This window comes from Microbacterium testaceum StLB037 (assembly GCF_000202635.1).
GTDB classification, from domain to species: Bacteria; Actinomycetota; Actinomycetes; order Actinomycetales; family Microbacteriaceae; genus Microbacterium; species Microbacterium testaceum_F.
Map to the genome: position 1 here is coordinate 111,084 of NC_015125.1, position 16,829 is coordinate 127,912.

General features: G+C 70.2%; 14 protein-coding genes. 4 read left to right on the plus strand and 10 right to left on the minus strand.

What is annotated here, in order from left to right; genetic code table 11:
• Nucleotides 1–2: 2 nt before the first annotated feature.
• The gene (locus tag MTES_RS00580) at nt 3–716 is read right to left on the minus strand and encodes a lysophospholipid acyltransferase family protein (protein WP_013583209.1); all 714 of its coding nucleotides are present in this window, start codon (nt 714–716) and stop codon (nt 3–5) included.
• 2 nt (nt 717–718) lie between these two features.
• Nucleotides 719–1,654 (minus strand): ROK family glucokinase, encoded by a 936-nt coding sequence (locus MTES_RS00585; RefSeq protein ID WP_013583210.1) that lies wholly within the window; start codon nt 1,652–1,654, stop codon nt 719–721.
• A gap of 155 nt (nt 1,655–1,809) precedes the next feature.
• Here MTES_RS00585 and MTES_RS00590 point away from each other — a divergent pair, with 155 nt between their 5' ends.
• Nucleotides 1,810–3,636: an AMP-dependent synthetase/ligase gene (locus tag MTES_RS00590; protein WP_013583211.1), complete on the plus strand. Its 1,827-nt coding sequence runs from the start codon at nt 1,810–1,812 to the stop codon at nt 3,634–3,636.
• Nucleotides 3,637–3,781: 145 nt separating this feature from the next.
• On the opposite strand, the gene MTES_RS00595 is transcribed toward MTES_RS00590, so the two are convergent.
• From MTES_RS00595 to MTES_RS00605, 3 genes are read right to left on the minus strand one after another with little or no spacing between them, the layout of a single operon-like run.
• On the minus strand, nt 3,782–4,273 hold the full coding sequence (locus tag MTES_RS00595) for a peptide deformylase (protein WP_013583212.1): 492 nt from the start codon (nt 4,271–4,273) through the stop codon (nt 3,782–3,784).
• Nucleotides 4,270–6,933, minus strand: a complete 2,664-nt coding sequence (locus MTES_RS19765; protein WP_013583213.1) for a MinD/ParA family ATP-binding protein — start codon at nt 6,931–6,933, stop codon at nt 4,270–4,272. The genes MTES_RS00595 and MTES_RS19765 overlap by 4 nt, the downstream gene beginning before the upstream one ends.
• Nucleotides 6,934–6,979: 46 nt before the next feature.
• Complete coding sequence (locus MTES_RS00605; RefSeq protein ID WP_013583214.1) at nt 6,980–10,387, minus strand: pyruvate carboxylase; 3,408 nt, start codon at nt 10,385–10,387, stop codon at nt 6,980–6,982.
• Between the two features lie 68 nt (nt 10,388–10,455).
• Between MTES_RS00605 and MTES_RS00610 the strand changes: the two genes are divergently transcribed.
• Complete coding sequence (locus tag MTES_RS00610; RefSeq protein WP_013583215.1) at nt 10,456–11,268, plus strand: ParA family protein; 813 nt, start codon at nt 10,456–10,458, stop codon at nt 11,266–11,268.
• A gap of 319 nt (nt 11,269–11,587) precedes the next feature.
• Here the strand turns inward: MTES_RS00610 and MTES_RS00615 are convergent, their stop codons facing one another.
• The 3 genes from MTES_RS00615 to MTES_RS00625 form a co-directional block, all read right to left on the minus strand.
• Nucleotides 11,588–12,133 carry a MerR family transcriptional regulator gene (locus MTES_RS00615; RefSeq protein WP_013583216.1) on the minus strand — a complete coding sequence of 182 codons (546 nt, stop codon included), beginning with the start codon at nt 12,131–12,133 and terminating at the stop codon, nt 11,588–11,590.
• 96 nt (nt 12,134–12,229) lie between these two features.
• Nucleotides 12,230–12,916, minus strand: a complete 687-nt coding sequence (locus tag MTES_RS00620; RefSeq protein WP_013583217.1) for a MerR family transcriptional regulator — start codon at nt 12,914–12,916, stop codon at nt 12,230–12,232.
• A complete protein-coding gene (locus tag MTES_RS00625) occupies nt 12,916–13,410 on the minus strand; it encodes an FHA domain-containing protein (protein WP_013583218.1) in 495 nt (164 codons plus the stop codon). The genes MTES_RS00620 and MTES_RS00625 overlap by 1 nt, the downstream gene beginning before the upstream one ends.
• A gap of 381 nt (nt 13,411–13,791) precedes the next feature.
• On the opposite strand from MTES_RS00625, the gene MTES_RS00630 reads away from it, so the two are divergent.
• Both MTES_RS00630 and lpdA read left to right on the plus strand, forming a co-directional pair.
• Complete coding sequence (locus MTES_RS00630) at nt 13,792–14,439, plus strand: copper resistance CopC family protein (protein WP_013583219.1); 648 nt, start codon at nt 13,792–13,794, stop codon at nt 14,437–14,439.
• A 9-nt stretch (nt 14,440–14,448) separates the two neighbouring features.
• Complete coding sequence (gene lpdA / locus MTES_RS00635; protein ID WP_013583220.1) at nt 14,449–15,846, plus strand: dihydrolipoyl dehydrogenase; 1,398 nt, start codon at nt 14,449–14,451, stop codon at nt 15,844–15,846.
• A gap of 73 nt (nt 15,847–15,919) precedes the next feature.
• On the opposite strand, the gene MTES_RS00640 is transcribed toward lpdA, so the two are convergent.
• Nucleotides 15,920–16,564: a CYTH domain-containing protein gene (locus MTES_RS00640; RefSeq protein WP_013583221.1), complete on the minus strand. Its 645-nt coding sequence runs from the start codon at nt 16,562–16,564 to the stop codon at nt 15,920–15,922.
• Nucleotides 16,561–16,788: a hypothetical protein gene (locus MTES_RS00645; RefSeq protein WP_043360824.1), complete on the minus strand. Its 228-nt coding sequence runs from the start codon at nt 16,786–16,788 to the stop codon at nt 16,561–16,563. Before MTES_RS00645 ends, MTES_RS00640 begins: the two co-directional genes overlap by 4 nt.
• Nucleotides 16,789–16,829 lie beyond the last annotated feature (41 nt).

Below are 16,829 nucleotides of genomic sequence, written 5' to 3' on the forward strand. Positions count from 1 at the left end.
GTCTAGTGGCGCGACGACGGCGCCTTCGCCGCCTGGGAGGTGGCGAGACGGTCCTTCACGGTCGAGGCGTAGACGTCCTCGTAGCGCTGCTCACCGAGGCGCTGCAGGGCGACCATGATCTCGTCGGTGACCGATCGGAGGATGTACCGATCGCCCTCCATCCCCTCGAAGCGCGAGAAGTCGAGCGGTTCGCCGACGACGATTCCCACGCGCCCCACGCGCGGCAGCCGCTGGCCGATCGGCATGACGGCGCCGGTGTCGACCATGACCACGGGGATCACGGGGACACGGGCCTCGATCGCCATGCGCGCGATGCCGGTGCGGCCGCGGTACAGCGTGCCGTCGGGGCTGCGGGTGCCCTCGGGATAGATGCCGAGCAACTCGCCGCGCCCGAGCACGCCGAGTCCCGTGTTGAGCGAGGCCTCGGAGGCCTTGCCCCCGGAGCGGTCGATGGGAAGCTGTCCGGTCGCGGTGAAGAACAGGCGCGTGGCCCAGCCCTTCAGGCCCTTGCCGGTGAAGTAGTCGCTCTTGGCCAGGAACGCCATCCGGCGGTCGATCATGAGCGGGAGGAAGATCGAGTCGGAGAACGACAGGTGGTTGCTGGCGAGGATGGCGGCGCCCTCGCGCGGGATGTTGCGCCGGCCCACGAGCCACGGACGGAACACGGCCTTGATGACCGGGCCGATCACGACGTACTTCATGAGCCAGTAGAACATCGTCAGCGCTCCTTGCCCGCCAGATCCGCGACGCCGATGAGACCGGCGTCGTTGCCCAGTCGCGCGATCGTGAACTCGGCCACCGGACGTTCACCGTACCCCGGGAGCGAGGTCTCGTAGGCGAGTTTCACCGGGACCAGCAGATCCGCGCCCAGCTGGGCCACACCGCCGCCGATCACGAAGAGTTCCGGGTCGAGCACGGCCTGGAATCCGCCGCACGCCTCGCCGAGCGCCGTGGCCACGCGGCGAAGCGCCTCCACCGCACCCGGGTCGCCGGCGAGCACGAGGCGCGAGACGGCGGGGCCGGGGATCGCGCCCTTCTCGTCGCGCACCGCGGCCAGGGCGGCCCCGATACCGCCCTCGTCGGCGATGGCGTTGGCCTCGCGCTGCAGCGCGCGTCCGGACGCGTACTGCTCGAGGCATCCGTTCTGTCCGCATCCGCAGGGGTGACCGCCGCGCACGAAGCGCATGTGGCCCAGCTCGGCGCCGATGCCGTGGCCGCCGCGGAAGAGCTCTCCGTCGGTCACCACGGCGCCGCCGACGCCGGTGCCCATGGTCAGCATCACCATGTCGCGAACGCCCTGTCCCGCACCGAAGCGGTACTCGCCCCAGCCGGCGGCGTTGGCGTCGTTCTCGATCGTCACGGGGGCGTGCAGGCGGTCCTCGAGGCGCGCGCGCAGAGGCTCGTTGCGCCAGTCGATGTTCGGGGCGTAGATGACCGTGCTGCGATCCGAGCTGATGAACCCGGCGGCGGCGACGCCGATCGCGTGGATCTCGTGGGTCCGGCGCAGGTGATCGGCCATGTCGACGACGGCATCCACCAGGGCGGACGGATCGATCGGGGTGTCCACGCGGAGCTTCTCGACGATGGTGCCGTCCTCGGCGACCACGCCTCCCGCGATCTTCGTGCCTCCGATATCGATGCCGACGTTCTGCACCGTGCTCCCCTCCGGCACGCCACCCGGCGCGGCCCGGAGCAGTCTAGCCACCCTCCGCGACCCGTGCGGGACGGGGTGCCTGCCGCGGACGCGGGGAGCCGTCCGGATAGACTCGACGGACCGATCGACATTTTTCCGGTACCGAAGGAGTTGCCGTGATCCAGTTCGACCTCCCCCCCATCGTCGAAGCCGACCCGGACGCCAACACGTCCGACCTGTTGGCCGACCGTGTCCGGGCGACCCCCGACCGACCGCTGTTCGCCGTCCCCGATGCCGACGGATGGCGCGACATCACGGCCGCGGAATTCGAGCGGCAGGTGATCGCGCTGGCCAAGGGCTTCGTCGCGGCGGGTGTCCAACCCGGCGAGAAGGTGGCCTTCATCGCCCGCACGACATACGACTGGACGCTCGTCGACTTCGCGCTGTTCTACGCGGGGGCGATCATGGTCCCCGTCTACGAGACCAGCTCGCCCTCGCAGATCTCGTGGATCCTCTCGGACTCGGGTGCCATCGCGGTCGTCCTCGAATCACCGGAGCACGCGGATCGTCTCGACGAGGTGCGCAGCGACCTCCCGCTCGTGCGCGAGGTGTGGCCGATGCATTCGGGCGCGTTGGACGCGCTCGTCGCGAACGGTACCCACATCACCGACGAAGAGATCGAGCGTCGCCGTCATCTCGCGAAGGCGTCCGACGTGGCCACCCTCATCTACACCTCGGGCTCGACCGGCCGCCCCAAGGGGTGCGTGCTGGTGCACAGCAACTTCGTCGAGCTGGCGCGCAACTCTGCCAAAGCGCTCCACGAGGTCGTCGAGACGCCCGGCGCCTCGACCCTGCTGTTCATCACGACCGCGCACGTGTTCGCGCGCTTCATCTCGCTGCTGAACGTGCACGCGGGCGTCAAGACCGGACATCAGCCCGACACCAAGCAGCTGCTCCCCGCGCTCGGGTCGTTCAAGCCGACGTTCCTCCTCGCCGTGCCGCGCGTGTTCGAGAAGGTCTACAACTCCGCCGAGCAGAAGGCCGAGGCCGGCGGCAAGGGCAAGATCTTCCGCGCCGCCGCCGAGGCGGCGATCGAGCACTCGCAGCGCCTGCAGGACGGGAAGTCGATCCCGCTGCTGCTCAAGATCAAGTTCGCGCTGTTCGACAAGCTGGTCTATTCCAAGCTTCGGGATGCCATGGGCGGACGCGTCGTGTACGCCGTCTCGGGGTCCGCTCCCCTGGGTCCGCGCCTCGGTCACTTCTTCCGGAGCCTCGGGGTCGTGATCCTCGAGGGCTACGGGCTCACCGAGACGACGGCACCGGCGACCGTGAACCTCGCCACGAAGTCGAAGATCGGCACCGTCGGTCCCGTGCTCCCCGGGGTCGGCATCCGTCTCGCCGAGGACGGTGAGATCCAGGTGCGCGGCGTCAACGTGTTCCGCGAGTACTGGCAGAACCCCGAGGCCACGGCCGAGGCGTTCGACGGCGAGTGGTTCAAGACGGGCGACATCGGAGCGTTCGACAGCGACGGGTTCCTCGCGATCACCGGGCGCAAGAAGGAGATCATCGTCACGGCCGGAGGCAAGAACGTCGCCCCCGCCGCTCTCGAGGACCCGATCCGCGCCAACCCGATCGTCGGTCAGGTGGTCGTCGTCGGCGACCACAAGCCGTTCATCTCGGCCCTGGTGACGCTCGACCCCGAGATGCTGCCGACCTGGCTCGCCAACAACGGCCTGCCCGCCGACATGTCCCTGGCGGACGCGGCGACGAACGAGAAGGTGCGCGCCGAGGTGCAGGGCGCGATCGACCGCGCCAACACGCGCGTGTCGCGCGCGGAGTCGATCCGCAAGTTCACGATCCTGCCGACCGAGTGGACCGAGGCCAGCGGCCACCTGACGCCGAAGATGAGCATCAAGCGCAACGTCATCGTGAAGGACTATGCCGACGCGATCGAGGACATCTACGCGGTGCCGATCAACACCACGAACGTCTCGCTGCCCTGACGTGGGATGACGAACGGCCCGGTCCCTCGCGGGGCCGGGCCGTTTCGCTGCGCCGAGAACAGGGGATGCGAGGAGCGCAGGGGAATCTGCGCCGAATCGGCCTGTTCTCACCGCGGCCCCTGTCCTCACGGCGGGGCCGAGCCGGTCAGAACCAGTCGCTCTCGCGGATCTGGCGCATGGCCTCCCGGCGGGTGTCGGCGGGAAGGCGCGAGAGGTAGAGCATGCCGTCGAGGTGATCGGTCTCGTGCTGGAGGGCCTGGGCCAGGAGCCCCTCCCCCTCGAGCACGACCTCGTTCCCGTCGAGGTCGATGCCGACGACCTTCGCCCAGGGGTACCGCGTCGCCTCGTGCCACAGGCCCGGGACGGAGAGGCATCCCTCCCCCACGAGCTGCGGCTCGCCGCGCGTCTCGACCAGGACCGGGTTCAGCACGTAGCCGATGTCACCGTCGATGTTGTAGCTGAAGGCGCGCAGGCCCACGCCGATCTGCGGAGCGGCGACACCGGCGCGTCCCGGGGGCTCGACCGTGTCGAGGAGGTCGCGGACGAGAGCATGGATGCCGTCGTCGATCGTCTCGATGGGCGCGCTGGGCGCGCGGAGAACCGGGTCGCCGAAGAGGCGGATGGGCCGAACGGTCATGCCGCCGCCACCGGAGCACGCAGGCCCTCGACGACCGCCGCCGCGAGCTGGCGCGCGGCGAGGCGGGTCTCGGGCTGGAGGTCGCGGAACGAGATGGCGCTTCCGGCCGCGATGCGCGGGTCGTACGGCATCCGGATCACCGTCTGCACGCGCGTGCGGAAGTGCGCCTCGAGCTCGCTCTCGCGCACGAGCGGCGTGCCCGGTCGAGCGGAGTTGATCACGACGACGGCGGAACGCACCCGGTCCGCGTAGCCGTTGGTCTCGAGCCACGTGAGCGTCTCGGACGCCAGCCGCGCCTCGTCGACCGAGAGCCCGGCGACGACGACGAGGGAGTCGGCGCGCTCGAGAGTCGCCTCCATCACCGAGTGCACGATGCCCGTCCCGGTGTCGGTCAGCACGATCGAGTAGTAGTGCGCGGCGACGTCGGCCACCTGCCGGTAGTCATCGTCGCTGAAAGCCTCGGACACCCGCGGATCGGAATCGGATGCCAGGACGTCGAGGCGTGTGGCATCGCGCGCCACGATGGACGAGACGTCGTGGTACCCGTCGACCTCGTCGTGCGCGCGCACGAGGTCGCGCACCGTGCGGCCGTTGGGGCGGCCCACGCGGTCGGCGAGCGTCCCGCGGTCGGGGTTGGCGTCGACGGCGATGACACGGTCATCGCGGGCATCCGCGAGGGCCATCCCCAGGAGCGAGGTGACCGTGGTCTTTCCGACGCCGCCCTTGCGAGACAGGACCGGGACGAAGCGCGCGCCTCCCGAGAGTGGAGCCGCGATACGACGGTCGAGCTCCTTGCGCTGGCGCGCGCGTCGACCGTCGCCGAGGTTGATCCGGTGGCCCGACATCGAGTACACGAGCTGCTGCCACAGCCCCTCGGGCTCGGGCCGCGCGACCTGCCGAGGATCGAGCAGGCGGTCGGCGGTCAGCAGGTCGGGGCTCTCACGCGCATCGTCGATCGCGCTCGACCGCTTGGACGTGAGGGTGAGGTCGGGACCGGGGGTGCGAACACGCTCGGTCGCGTGCGCGCGGCCCACGCGTGCCGCCTCGTCGGCCTGGTGGACCTCGCGGCGGGTGAGGGGAACGGTGCCGATCGCGCCGGTCGCCGCACGCTCCGCGCGGGTCCGCGGAATCGAACCGGTGGTGGTTGCGACGGCACCGGTGGCGGTCGGGACGGCACCGGTGGTCGTCGGGACGGTGCCGGTGGTCGTCGGGACGGCACCGGTGGGGGCGGCATCGGTGGGCGCGGCATCGGTGGGGACCGCGCCGGTCGTGGCGGCGGCGGGCGCCGTGGCCGCTCCCGTGTCCGCGGGAGCCGCTTCGGGAGCGGGCGCGTCCTCCTCGGGCTCGTCGTCGACGGGTTCTGCCCCCGTGGCTTCCGTCTCGGCTCCCTGGAGCTCGCTCACCGGCGTGGTCTCGTCGACCGCGCCCGGCTCTCCGCCGCTCGGCTCGAGCTCGTGCGATGCGGCGTCGCTCATGTCGGCCCCGTCCTGTTCCCGTTCCTCGGTCTCGACCTCGGCGGCTGCATCCTCGGCGACCGGCGGCTCGGGGCTCTCCGGCACGACGTCGTCGTGACCGCGGGGTTCATGCGCCGCGGTCTCATCCTCGGCGAACTCCTGTCCGACCGACTCGTGTCCGGCGGGCTGTTCCTCAGCGAGATCGTCCTCCGCGCGCTGCGGCTCGTCGACGTCACGCTCCGCGAACTCCTCGTCGGCGGACTCGGCTTCCGCGACCTCGACATCAGCGGGCGCGGTGTCAGCGGGCTCGACCTCAGCGGGCTCAGCGTCAGCAGGCTCAGCGTCAGCAGGCTCAACTTCGGCGGGCTCAACGTCAGCAGGCTCAGCGTCCTGCGCCTCCGCCACACGCTCGTCGTGCGCAGGCACGTCCTCGGCGTGATCGTCGTGCGCCCGCTCAGCAGCGGCGCGCTCGCTCTCGAGACGCTCGTCGTCCTCAGGCGCGTCCTCGACCTGTTCGTCATCCCCGTCTTCGGGTTCGAACACGTCGGTCGACAGCACGAACTGCGGGATGGGCTCCGGGTCGAACCCGTCGGTGGACAGCACGATCTGGGGTTCGATGCGGTCTTCTCCGAAGCCGGCGACGATGAGCTCCTCGCGCGACGACACCTCGACGGCATCCTCCCGCTCCCGCTCGTCCCCGCCCTCGTCCCCGAGCTCCTGCACGTCCCCGAGCTCGTGCACGGGCTCGGACCCGTGCTCGTGCTCGTGCTCGCCGACGATCTCCGCGTCGTGCACCTCGAGCTCGTCGTGCGGCTCCGCGTCGGACTCGACGTCGTCGTGCGGCTCGAGGATGATGTCGCCGGTCGGCAGGTGCTCCACGTGCACGTCGTCGTGCACCGTCGGCTGCGGATCCGTCTGCGGCTCGGGCACGTAGGTGAGGGAGGGCGCGCCGTTCCCGCCGTCGAGCGTGAACGGCTGGCCGATGGTCTCGAACGAGCGGATCTCGGCCTCGTCGACGGGCACCTCGTCTTCGACCACATCGTCGTCGATGTCGTCGTCGTGCGAGGTCACGGGCAGGTCGACACTGACCTGCGCGATGTGTCCGCCGAGGATGGTGATGCTGGCTGTGTCGAGATTCCCGCTCTCGTCGAGCACGCCGTGCTCGGCGTTCTCGTCGGGGTTCGCGTCGATGCGGTCGGGGGTCACTGCAGTCTCCAAACGGGAAGAGGGCGCGAAAGCGCCCCCTCCCAGGTTACTGCGCGGGGCGGATTACCAGCAAAAGGTCTCCCGCTTCCACCTGCTGTGTGGTAACGATTGCGACACGCTCGACGACGCCGTCGATCTGCGACGCGATCCCCGCCTCCATCTTCATCGCCTCGATGGATGCCACCGCCTGACCGGCCGTGACCCGGTCGCCCGGGGCGACCTTGAGCGTCACGACCCCCGAGAACGGCGCGGCGACCTGACCGGGCTTGGAGGTGTCCGCCTTCTCCGCCTGGCGGGCCTCGACGTCGATCGAGCGATCGCGCACGAACACCGGGCGCAACTGACCGTTGAGGGTGGTCATGACCGTCCTCATGCCCTTGTCGTCGGCCTCGCCGACGGCCTCGAGCCCGACGAAGAGCTGCACGCCACGCTCGATCTCGACCGTGTGCTCCCCACCCGCACGAAGCCCGTAGAGGTAGTCGGCCGTGTCGAGGACGCTGAGATCGCCGTAGGCCTCCCTCGTCTCCTCGAACGTCCGGGTCGGCCCCGGGAAGAGCAGGCGGTTCAGACGCGCACGACGCTCGGCGGACTCCCCCGCCAGCGCCGTGGTGTCGTCGTCGCTGAGCGGGGTCACACCGATCTTCGCGTCGCGTCCGGCCAGCACCTTCGAGCGGAACGGCTCCGGCCAACCGCCCGGCAGATCGCCGAGCTCGCCCGCCATGAACGACACGACCGAGTCGGGCACGTCGTACTTCTCGGGGTTCTGCTCGAAGTCGGCCGGGTCGGCCTTGACCGCCGCGAGGTGCAGGGCGAGATCGCCGACGACCTTGGACGACGGCGTCACCTTCGGCACGCGACCGAGGATGCGGTCCGCCGCAGCGTACATGTCCTCGATGAGCTCGAAATCGTCGGCGAGCCCCAGCGCGATGGCCTGCTGCCGCAGGTTCGACAGCTGGCCACCCGGGATCTCGTGACGGTACACGCGACCTGTCGGGCCCGCGAGCCCGGACTCGAACGGACGGTAGAGGTGGCGCACGGCCTCCCAGTACGGCTCCAGGTCGCTGACGGCGGCCAGGTCGAGACCGGTGTCGCGCTCGGTGTGCGCGAGGGCGGCGACGAGGGCCGACAGCGACGGCTGGCTCGTGGTGCCCGCCATGGGCGCGGCGGCCGCGTCAACGGCATCCGCCCCCGCCGCCGAGGCGGCCAGGAGCGTCGCGAGCTGCCCTCCCGCGGTGTCGTGCGTGTGCACGTGCACCGGCAGGTCGAAGCGATCGCGCAGCGCCGTGACGAGCTTCGCGGCAGCCGCCGGGCGCAGCAGACCCGCCATGTCCTTGATCGCGAGCACGTGCGCGCCCGCGTCGACGATCTGCTCGGCGAGACCGAGGTAGTAGTCGAGCGTGTAGAGGTTCTCCGCCGGGTCGAGGAGGTCGCCGGTGTAGCAGAGCGCAACCTCCGCGACAGCGGTACCGGAGCTCAACACGGCGTCGATCGCGGGCCGCATCTGCGCGACGTCGTTGAGGGCGTCGAAGATGCGGAAGATGTCGACCCCGGATGCCGCAGCCTCGGCGACGAAGGCATCCGTCACCTCCGTGGGGTACGGGGTGTAACCCACGGTGTTGCGCCCGCGGAGAAGCATCTGGATCGCGACGTTCGGCAGGGCCTCGCGCAGCGCGTCGAGTCGCTCCCACGGGTCCTCGCCGAGGAAGCGCAGGGCGACGTCGTACGTCGCCCCACCCCATGCCTCGACCGAGAGCAGGCCGGGGGTCATGCGGGCCACGTACGGTGCGACGCGGACGAGGTCGCGCGTGCGGACGCGCGTCGCGAGCAGCGACTGGTGGGCGTCGCGGAACGTGGTCTCGGTGACCGCGAGGGCGGTCTGCTCGCGGAGAGCCTTCACGAAGCCCGCGGGTCCGAGCTCTCGCAGGAGCTGACGCGATCCTGCGGGGGCCGGCGCGACGAGGTCGAGCGCGGGGAGCTTGGCGCCCGGGTCGACCGACAGCGGGTTCTCGCCGTTCGGACGGTTGACCGTGGTGTCGACGAGCCACGACAGGATCTTCGTACCGCGGTCCTTCGACTCGCGGCCCTTGAGCAGTTCGGGGCGCTCGTCGATGAACGACGTGCTGAGGTCGCCGGCGACGAAGGCCGGGTCATCGAGCACCGCCTGCAGGAACGGGATGTTCGTCGAGACGCCGCGGATGCGGAATTCCGCCAGCGCGCGCCGCGCGCGAGCGACCGCCGCGGGGAAGTCGCGCCCGCGACACGACAGCTTCGACAGCATCGAGTCGAAGTGAGGGCTGACCTGCGAACCGGCTGCCGTGGTGCCGCCGTCGAGACGGATGCCGGCTCCGCCCGGCGAGCGGTACGTGGTGATCTTCCCCGTGTCGGGGCGGAAACCCTGCGTCGGGTCCTCGGTGGTGATGCGGCATTGCAGGGCCGCTCCGCGCAGGTGGATGTCATCCTGCTGCAGGTGCAGGTCGGCGAGCGTCTGGCCCGCCGCGATGCGCATCTGCGACTGGACGAGGTCGACGTCGGTGACCTCCTCGGTCACGGTGTGCTCGACCTGGATGCGCGGGTTCATCTCGATGAAGACGACCTCGCCCGCGCGGGGGCCGGCCGTCTCGAGGAGGAACTCGACCGTTCCGGCGTTCTGGTAACCGATCGACCGGGCGAACGCGACGGCGTAGCGGTGGAGGTCCTGCCGCACGGCGTCGTCGAGGTTCGGCGCCGGGGCGATCTCGATGACCTTCTGGTGGCGCCGCTGCACCGAGCAGTCGCGCTCGAAGAGGTGCACCGTCTCGCCCGTGGCATCCGCGAGGATCTGCACCTCGACGTGACGGGGACGCTGCACCGCCTGCTCGAGGAACATGCGCGGGTCGCCGAAGGCGCTCTGCGCCTCGCGCATCGCCTCGGCCAGGGCCGGGGCGAGCTCGCCGAGGCTCTCGACGCGGCGCATCCCGCGTCCCCCGCCGCCGGCCACGGCCTTGGCGAAGAGCGGGAAGCCGATCTCCTCGGCCTGGGCCAGCAAGGCGTCGATGTCGTCGGACGCGGGGGTCGAGCGCAGGACCGGCACGCCCGCGGCGATCGCGTGCTCCTTGGCCGTGACCTTGTTGCCGGCCATCGACAGCACCTCGGCGGGCGGGCCGATGAAGGTGATGCCGTTCGCGGCGGCCTTCTCGGCGAGTTCCGGGTTCTCCGACAGGAAGCCGTAGCCGGGGTAGATGGCATCCGCCCCGCATTCCCGGGCGACGCGGATGATCTCGTCGACGTCGAGGTACGCGCGCACGGGGTGCCCGCGCTCGCCGATCTGGTACGCCTCGTCGGCTTTGAGCCGGTGCAGAGACGAACGATCTTCGTACGGGTAGACGGCGACGGTGCGCGCACCGACTTCGTAGGCGGCACGGAACGCCCGGATGGCGATCTCTCCGCGATTGGCGACCAGGATCTTCGAGAACATGCGCACCTCACGTCAAGCTGGCGGAGCTGAATGTGCTCACAGCCTAGGGGACGGTAACGTAGACCCTCGTGCACGTACTCTCCGTCAGCTCTTTGAAAGGCGGGGTCGGCAAGACGACCGTGACGCTCGGGCTGGCATCCGCCGCCTTCGCACGTGGCGTTCGCACTCTTGTCGTCGACCTCGACCCGCAGTCCGACGTGTCGACCGGCATGGACATCTCGGTGGCCGGCCGACTCAACATCGCCGACGTCTTGGCGAACCCGAAAGAGAAGGTGGTCCGCCAGGCCATCACGACCAGCGGCTGGGCCAAGGTCCACCCCGGCACGATCGATGTGCTCATCGGCAGCCCCTCGGCGATCAACTTCGACGGCCCGCACCCGAGCGTGCGCGACGTCTGGAAGCTCGAGGAGGCCCTGGCCACTATCGAGAGCGAGTACGACCTCGTGCTGATCGACTGCGCCCCGTCGCTGAACGCCCTCACGCGGACCGCGTGGGCGGCGAGCGACCGGGTCATCGTCGTCACCGAGCCGGGCCTGTTCTCCGTCGCGGCCGCCGACCGCGCCCTGCGCGCGATCGAGGAGATCCGCCGCGGCCTGTCCCCGCGTCTCCAGCCCCTCGGCGTCGTGGTGAACCGCGTGCGCCCGCAGTCGATCGAGCACCAGTTCCGCATCAAGGAACTGCGTGACATGTTCGGCCCGCTCGTGCTCAACCCGCAGCTGCCCGAGCGCACGTCGCTCCAGCAGGCCCAGGGTGCGGCCAAGCCGCTGCACGTGTGGCCCGGGGATTCGGCGCAAGAGCTCGCCGCCGACTTCGACGCGCTGCTCGACCGGATCGTCCGGACCGGCCGCATCCCGGTCGAGAACGACGCTCCCTCGGCCTGACCCCCGACCTCGAGACGCCGCTCCGCTGCCCTGCAGCCGGGCGGCGTCTTCCGTCGGCGTGCGAAGAGAGGACCCCGAGCCTGGCGACAGGTCCGCGTCTCGGCGGCACCGGCGGCTTCGACAGGCTCAGCGCCCTCGGACGGGCAGGATCAGAGCAACGCCGGAGCTTCGACTGGCTCAGCCCCTCGGAGGGGCAGGATTCGGGCGAAGCCGGGGGCGTCGACAGGCTCAGCCCCTCGGGGGCGAAGGCCGCGGGGCGGTCGGACTCCATGACAGAACCCCGGATGCCGTCGCATCCGGGGTTCGAGAAACTCAGGCGTCAGGCCGTGCGCGCGGCGCGGCGTGCGGCGAGCTCGTCGACCGTGTCGGCGGACGCGGCCTCGAAGTCGACGAGCGTCGACTCGACCTCGCGCAGCACCTTGCCGACGGCGATGCCGAAGACTCCCTGGCCGCGGCTCACGAGGTCGATGACCTCGTCGTTCGACGTGCAGAGGTAGACCGAAGCGCCGTCGCTCATCAGCGTCGTGCCGGCCAGGTCGCGGATGCCCGCGGCGCGCAGCTGGTCGACGGCGGTGCGGATCTGCTGGAGCGAGATGCCGGTGTCGAGCAGGCGCTTGACGAGCTTGAGCACGAGGATGTCGCGGAAGCCGTACAGGCGCTGCGATCCCGAGCCGCTCGCACCGCGGACGGTGGGGACGACCAGCTCGGTGCGGGCCCAGTAGTCGAGCTGCCGGTAGGTGATGCCGGCGGCACGGGCGGCAACCGCTCCGCGGTAACCGGTGTCGTCGTCCATCTCGGGCAGACCGTCGGTGAAGAGGAGTTCGGTGGCGAACCGGGGTTCACCGACTGTGTCGCCAGCGGTCATGCTCGCGTCCCTCCTCATCGGCTCGATATCCCCACGCTAGATCAGCCGTGCGCCCTCGGCAATGACATCCGGCCGGAGCGTTTCGGCGTGTCGCGCTCAGGACAGCATCCGGTCGATCGCGTCGCGTACGAACAGCGTGCGCACCTCGTCCAGACGCGCCGCGAGCTCGGGGGCGAGCTCGCTCGCGCGGGCACGGGATGCCGCGTCGGGACGCCGCAAGAGAGCGGAGAGCGCCGACTCGATCAGGGCCGCCTCTCGTTCGGCGCTCTGGCGAAGCGAGCGCACGTGGCGCGGCTCGATGCCGTGACGATCGAGGGCGACGAGGGTGCGGAGGAGAGACACCGTCTGCTCGGGATACGTCTCGGCCGGGGTGATGACTCCGGTGCTGATCGCGTCGTTGAGCAACTGCGGGCCGGCACCCGTCGTGGACAGGAGCTCGTCGCGGCGGTACCGCCGCGGGGTCGCCGTCATCGACGGCATCGACGTGGGCGGCGCCGGGTTGCGACCGGCGTCCACGTCGGCGAGGTACTCGCGGATCACCGCGAGAGGCAGGTAGTGGTCGCGCTGGAGCGTGAGCGCCATCCGCAGCCGCTCGAGGTCGGCCGCGGAGAACTTGCGGTACCCGGACTCGGTGCGCGTCGGCGACACGATGCCCTGCACCTCGAGGAAACGCAGCTTGCTCGAGGTGAGGGCGGGGAAATCCGGAGTCAGGCGCGCCAGCACCTGGCCGATGCTCAACAGCCCCGAGGCCGCCGGACGACCGCGAGCGGGGGCTGCCCCCATCAGTGCTCTGCCGGCGGCAGATCGACGGGCGAGACGAAGAAGTTGAGGCGGAACTTGCCGATGCGCACCTCGGCGCCGTTCGCGAGGACCGAGCGGTCGACGCGCTCACCGTTGACGTAGCTGCCGTTCAGGGACCGCTGGTCGACGATCTCGAACGACGTTCCCGAGCGGATGATCTCGGCGTGACGGCGCGAGACCGTGACGTCGTCGAAGAAGATGTCAGCCTCGGGGTGTCGACCGACCGTGGTGACGTCGGTGTCGAGCAGGTAGCGCGCGCCCGTGGTGGGACCGGAGCGCACGATGAGGAGCGCGACCCGCGACGGCAGGGCGTCGATCGCCTCCAGCTCGGCCTCGTTGAGGTCGGCGCCGAAAGGCACGAAGGACAGGTCGGCGTCGTGGCCGAACGTCTGCGTCGTGTCGTGCGACCGCTCCGACGCGGGAACGTCGGCTGCGCGATGGATATCGTCGCGCTCGAATCTGCGGGTCTCGTCCACGGGCTTCTCCTTCTTCTTCACCATCACCGACCGGTCCGACGTGAACGGTCGAACCGACCTCGCGCGGTCGTGGTGGGGCTTCGTCTGTGCTGTTGTCTCGACACCGAGCATCGCTGTCCGGGTAACGCCGATCGCCCGACGGGACACTCGAACCTACCGATCACAGGTCCGCCGTGTCGAGTCCGTTGCCGCGCCGGGTCCCGCCGACCGCCGAACGGTGCGGCGGAGCCGGAGCGCGAAAAAGTCGAACACCATCGATTCTTTCACCTCACCGGGCTTCCGTGTTCCCCCGCTCGCGGTTCGCAACCCGCTCAGAGCTCGGCCGAGCCCCGTCCGGATGGCGGCCAGCCGCGGTCCAGACACGTTCAATAGGGTCGGAGGGTGACTTCCTCCGCTCCCCGCCGATCACTGTCCACCGTTCTCGCGAGTCTGGTGCTCGCCGTCGTCGCCCTCTTCGTGCTGCCGGCGGCACCCGCGTTCGCCCACGATGAGCTGGTGTCGACCGATCCCGCCGCCGACGCCGTCCTCGACGCGCTGCCCGGCCAGATCACCTTCACCTACAGCGCCGACATCCTCACAGAGGAGGGCACGGCCGTCGTCGAGGTCACCGACGCCGACGGCGCCTCGCTCACGGAGGGGGCCCCGGTCGTCTCGGGCACCGACGTGACGCAGACGCTGGCGGGGGCGGCATCCGGTCCGGTGACGGTCGTCTGGCGCGTGGTCTCGAGCGACGGGCACCCCATCGACGGCACGTTCTCGTTCACGGTGAACGCCGCGAGTCCCACGCCCACCGCGACCACGGCGACGCCCACCGCGGCCCCGACCCCGTCGGAGACGGCGCTCCCGACGACGGCGACCCCGGATGCCACGGCGACGCCGTCGGAGACCGTGTCGACGGCGTCTCCCCTGCCGTGGATCCTGCTGGTCGTCGCGCTCGTGATCGTCGCCGGGGCGATCGTCTGGCTGTTCGTCGCACGCGGGCGCCGCGGCTCCTCCGGGGGCGGTTCCGCGGGCACCTCCGGACGATAGGATTTCCTCATGCCTCATTACGATCTGGTCATTCTTGGTGCGGGTCCCGGCGGGTACGTCGCTGCAGTGCGTGGAGCGCAGCTCGGACTGTCGGTCGCGATCGTCGAAGAGAAGTACTGGGGCGGTGTCTGCCTCAACGTGGGCTGCATCCCCTCGAAGGCGCTGCTGCGCAACGCCGATCTCGCGCACACCTTCCACGCGAAGGCCGACTTGTTCGGCATCTCGGGCGACGTGCACTTCGACTTCGGCAAGGCGTTCGACCGTTCGCGGTCGGTGGCGGCCGGCCACGTCAAGGGCATCCACTACCTGATGAAGAAGAACAAGGTCACCGAGTACGAGGGCCGCGGCTTCTTCGCCGACGACCACACGCTCGATGTGACGCTGACCGACGGCTCGAAAGAGAAGGTCACCTTCGACAACGTCATCATCGCCACGGGCTCGACCGTGCGTCTGCTGCCCGGGGTGACCCTCAGCGAGAACGTCGTGACCTACGAGGAGCAGATCCTCAACCGCGAACTCCCCGCCTCGATCGTCATCGTCGGCGCGGGCGCCATCGGCATGGAGTTCGCCTACGTCATGACCAACTACGGCGTGAAGGTCACGATCATCGAGTTCCTCGACCGCGCCCTCCCGAACGAGGACGCCGAGGTCTCGAAGGAGATCCAGAAGCAGTACAAGGGCTACGGCGTCGACATCCTCACCTCCACCAAGGTCGAGTCGGTCACCGACCACGGCGACAAGGTCACGGTCGCGTACACCGCGAAGGACGGCTCGCAGGGGTCGATCGACGCCGACCGCGTGCTGATGTCGATCGGTTTCGCTCCGAAGGTCGAGGGGTTCGGCCTCGAGAACACCGGTGTGAAGCTGACCGAGCGTGGCGCCATCGAGATCGACGACCACATGCGCACGAACGTGCCGCACATCTACTCGATCGGCGACGTCACCGCCAAGCTGCAGCTCGCCCACGTCGCCGAGGCGCAGGGCGTCGTGGCCGCGGAGACCATCGCGGGTGCCGAGACCCAGACACTGGGCGACTACCGCAACATGCCGCGCGCCACGTTCTGCAACCCGCAGGTCGCCTCCTTCGGCCTCACCGAGCAGCAGGCGCGCGACGCCGGTCACGACATCAAGGTCGCGAAGTTCCCCTTCTCGGCGAACGGCAAGGCCAACGGCCTCGGCGAGCCCGTCGGCTTCGTCAAGCTCGTCGCCGACGCCGAGACGCTCGAGCTCATCGGCGGCCACCTCATCGGCCCCGACGTGTCGGAGCTCCTGCCCGAGCTCACCCTCGCGCAGAAGTGGGACCTCACCGCTCTCGAGGCGGCCCGCAACGTGCACACCCACCCGACGCTGTCGGAAGGCCTGCAGGAGGCCTTCCACGGCCTGACGGGTCACATGATCAACCTCTGATCGCTGAGACAGAGAAAGCCCGCCCGGGTTTCCCGGGCGGGCTTTCTCGTTGCCCTTCAACAGGACTGCGTGCTCAGTGGCCGAGCGCGCGAGCCAGTTTGGATCCGGATGCCGCGGGCCGACCGCCCGCCGCGAACACCGCCGCGTCCACCGCGGCGAAGAACGCCGCGCGCCCCTCGTCGTCGGCGGGGCCGGCGGGGCCGAGTTCGACCTCCCACTCGCGCCACGAGGATTCCACGCCGCGACGCTCATCGCGGGCGCGGACGTGGTCGTCGACGAATTCGGCGACCTCTCGCCCATCGGCATCCAGGAGGGCGTACGCTGTGCGCTCGTTCCGCACCCGCGCGAGCGGCGTGAACGGCGGCTCGGCGATCGAGGCGACGGCATCCTGGACCGCCGGCGGCACGACGGGCTCGGCGTCGGGGTCGACGTCGGCCTCGAGGGGCCACTGCGTCTCGGTGCGACCGCCCGCTCGCGCGGGACCCTTCACGTGCCAGCCGGCATCGGGGCCGCCGAGCCGCCGACGCACCGCGACGCCGGCTCGGGCGAGGTCGGCCGCGGGGGTGTCGAGGTAGCGTGCGTCGAGGTCACGCGGCTCGGGCTCGCCGACGCGCACCACTCCGGGCAGCGCCGACCAGTCCGGCAGCGGCGTCGTCTCGTCGACGTCGTACTTGGACTCGACCTCGACGCTGTAGGCCCCGGAGGAGCCTGCGCTCAATCGTCGCGCCCATCGGCGTCGGGGTTGATGTCTTCGGTCTCTTCCACGAAGGTGAACACGGCCTGGGTGGGGCCGTCGGAATCGCCCGTGTGCTCGAGGCCGCCCTCGCGGCGGTAGACGAGCTGGCCCTCGCTGTAGGGCATGATCAGCGTGTCGTCGGACTCGTTCTCGAGCGGGAGCACCTGCCCGTCGAGCGGGCCTCCGGTCAGTCGTGCAATAGCCATGCCGCCAGCGTAGACCGCCCCTCCGACACCGCCGGGCACCT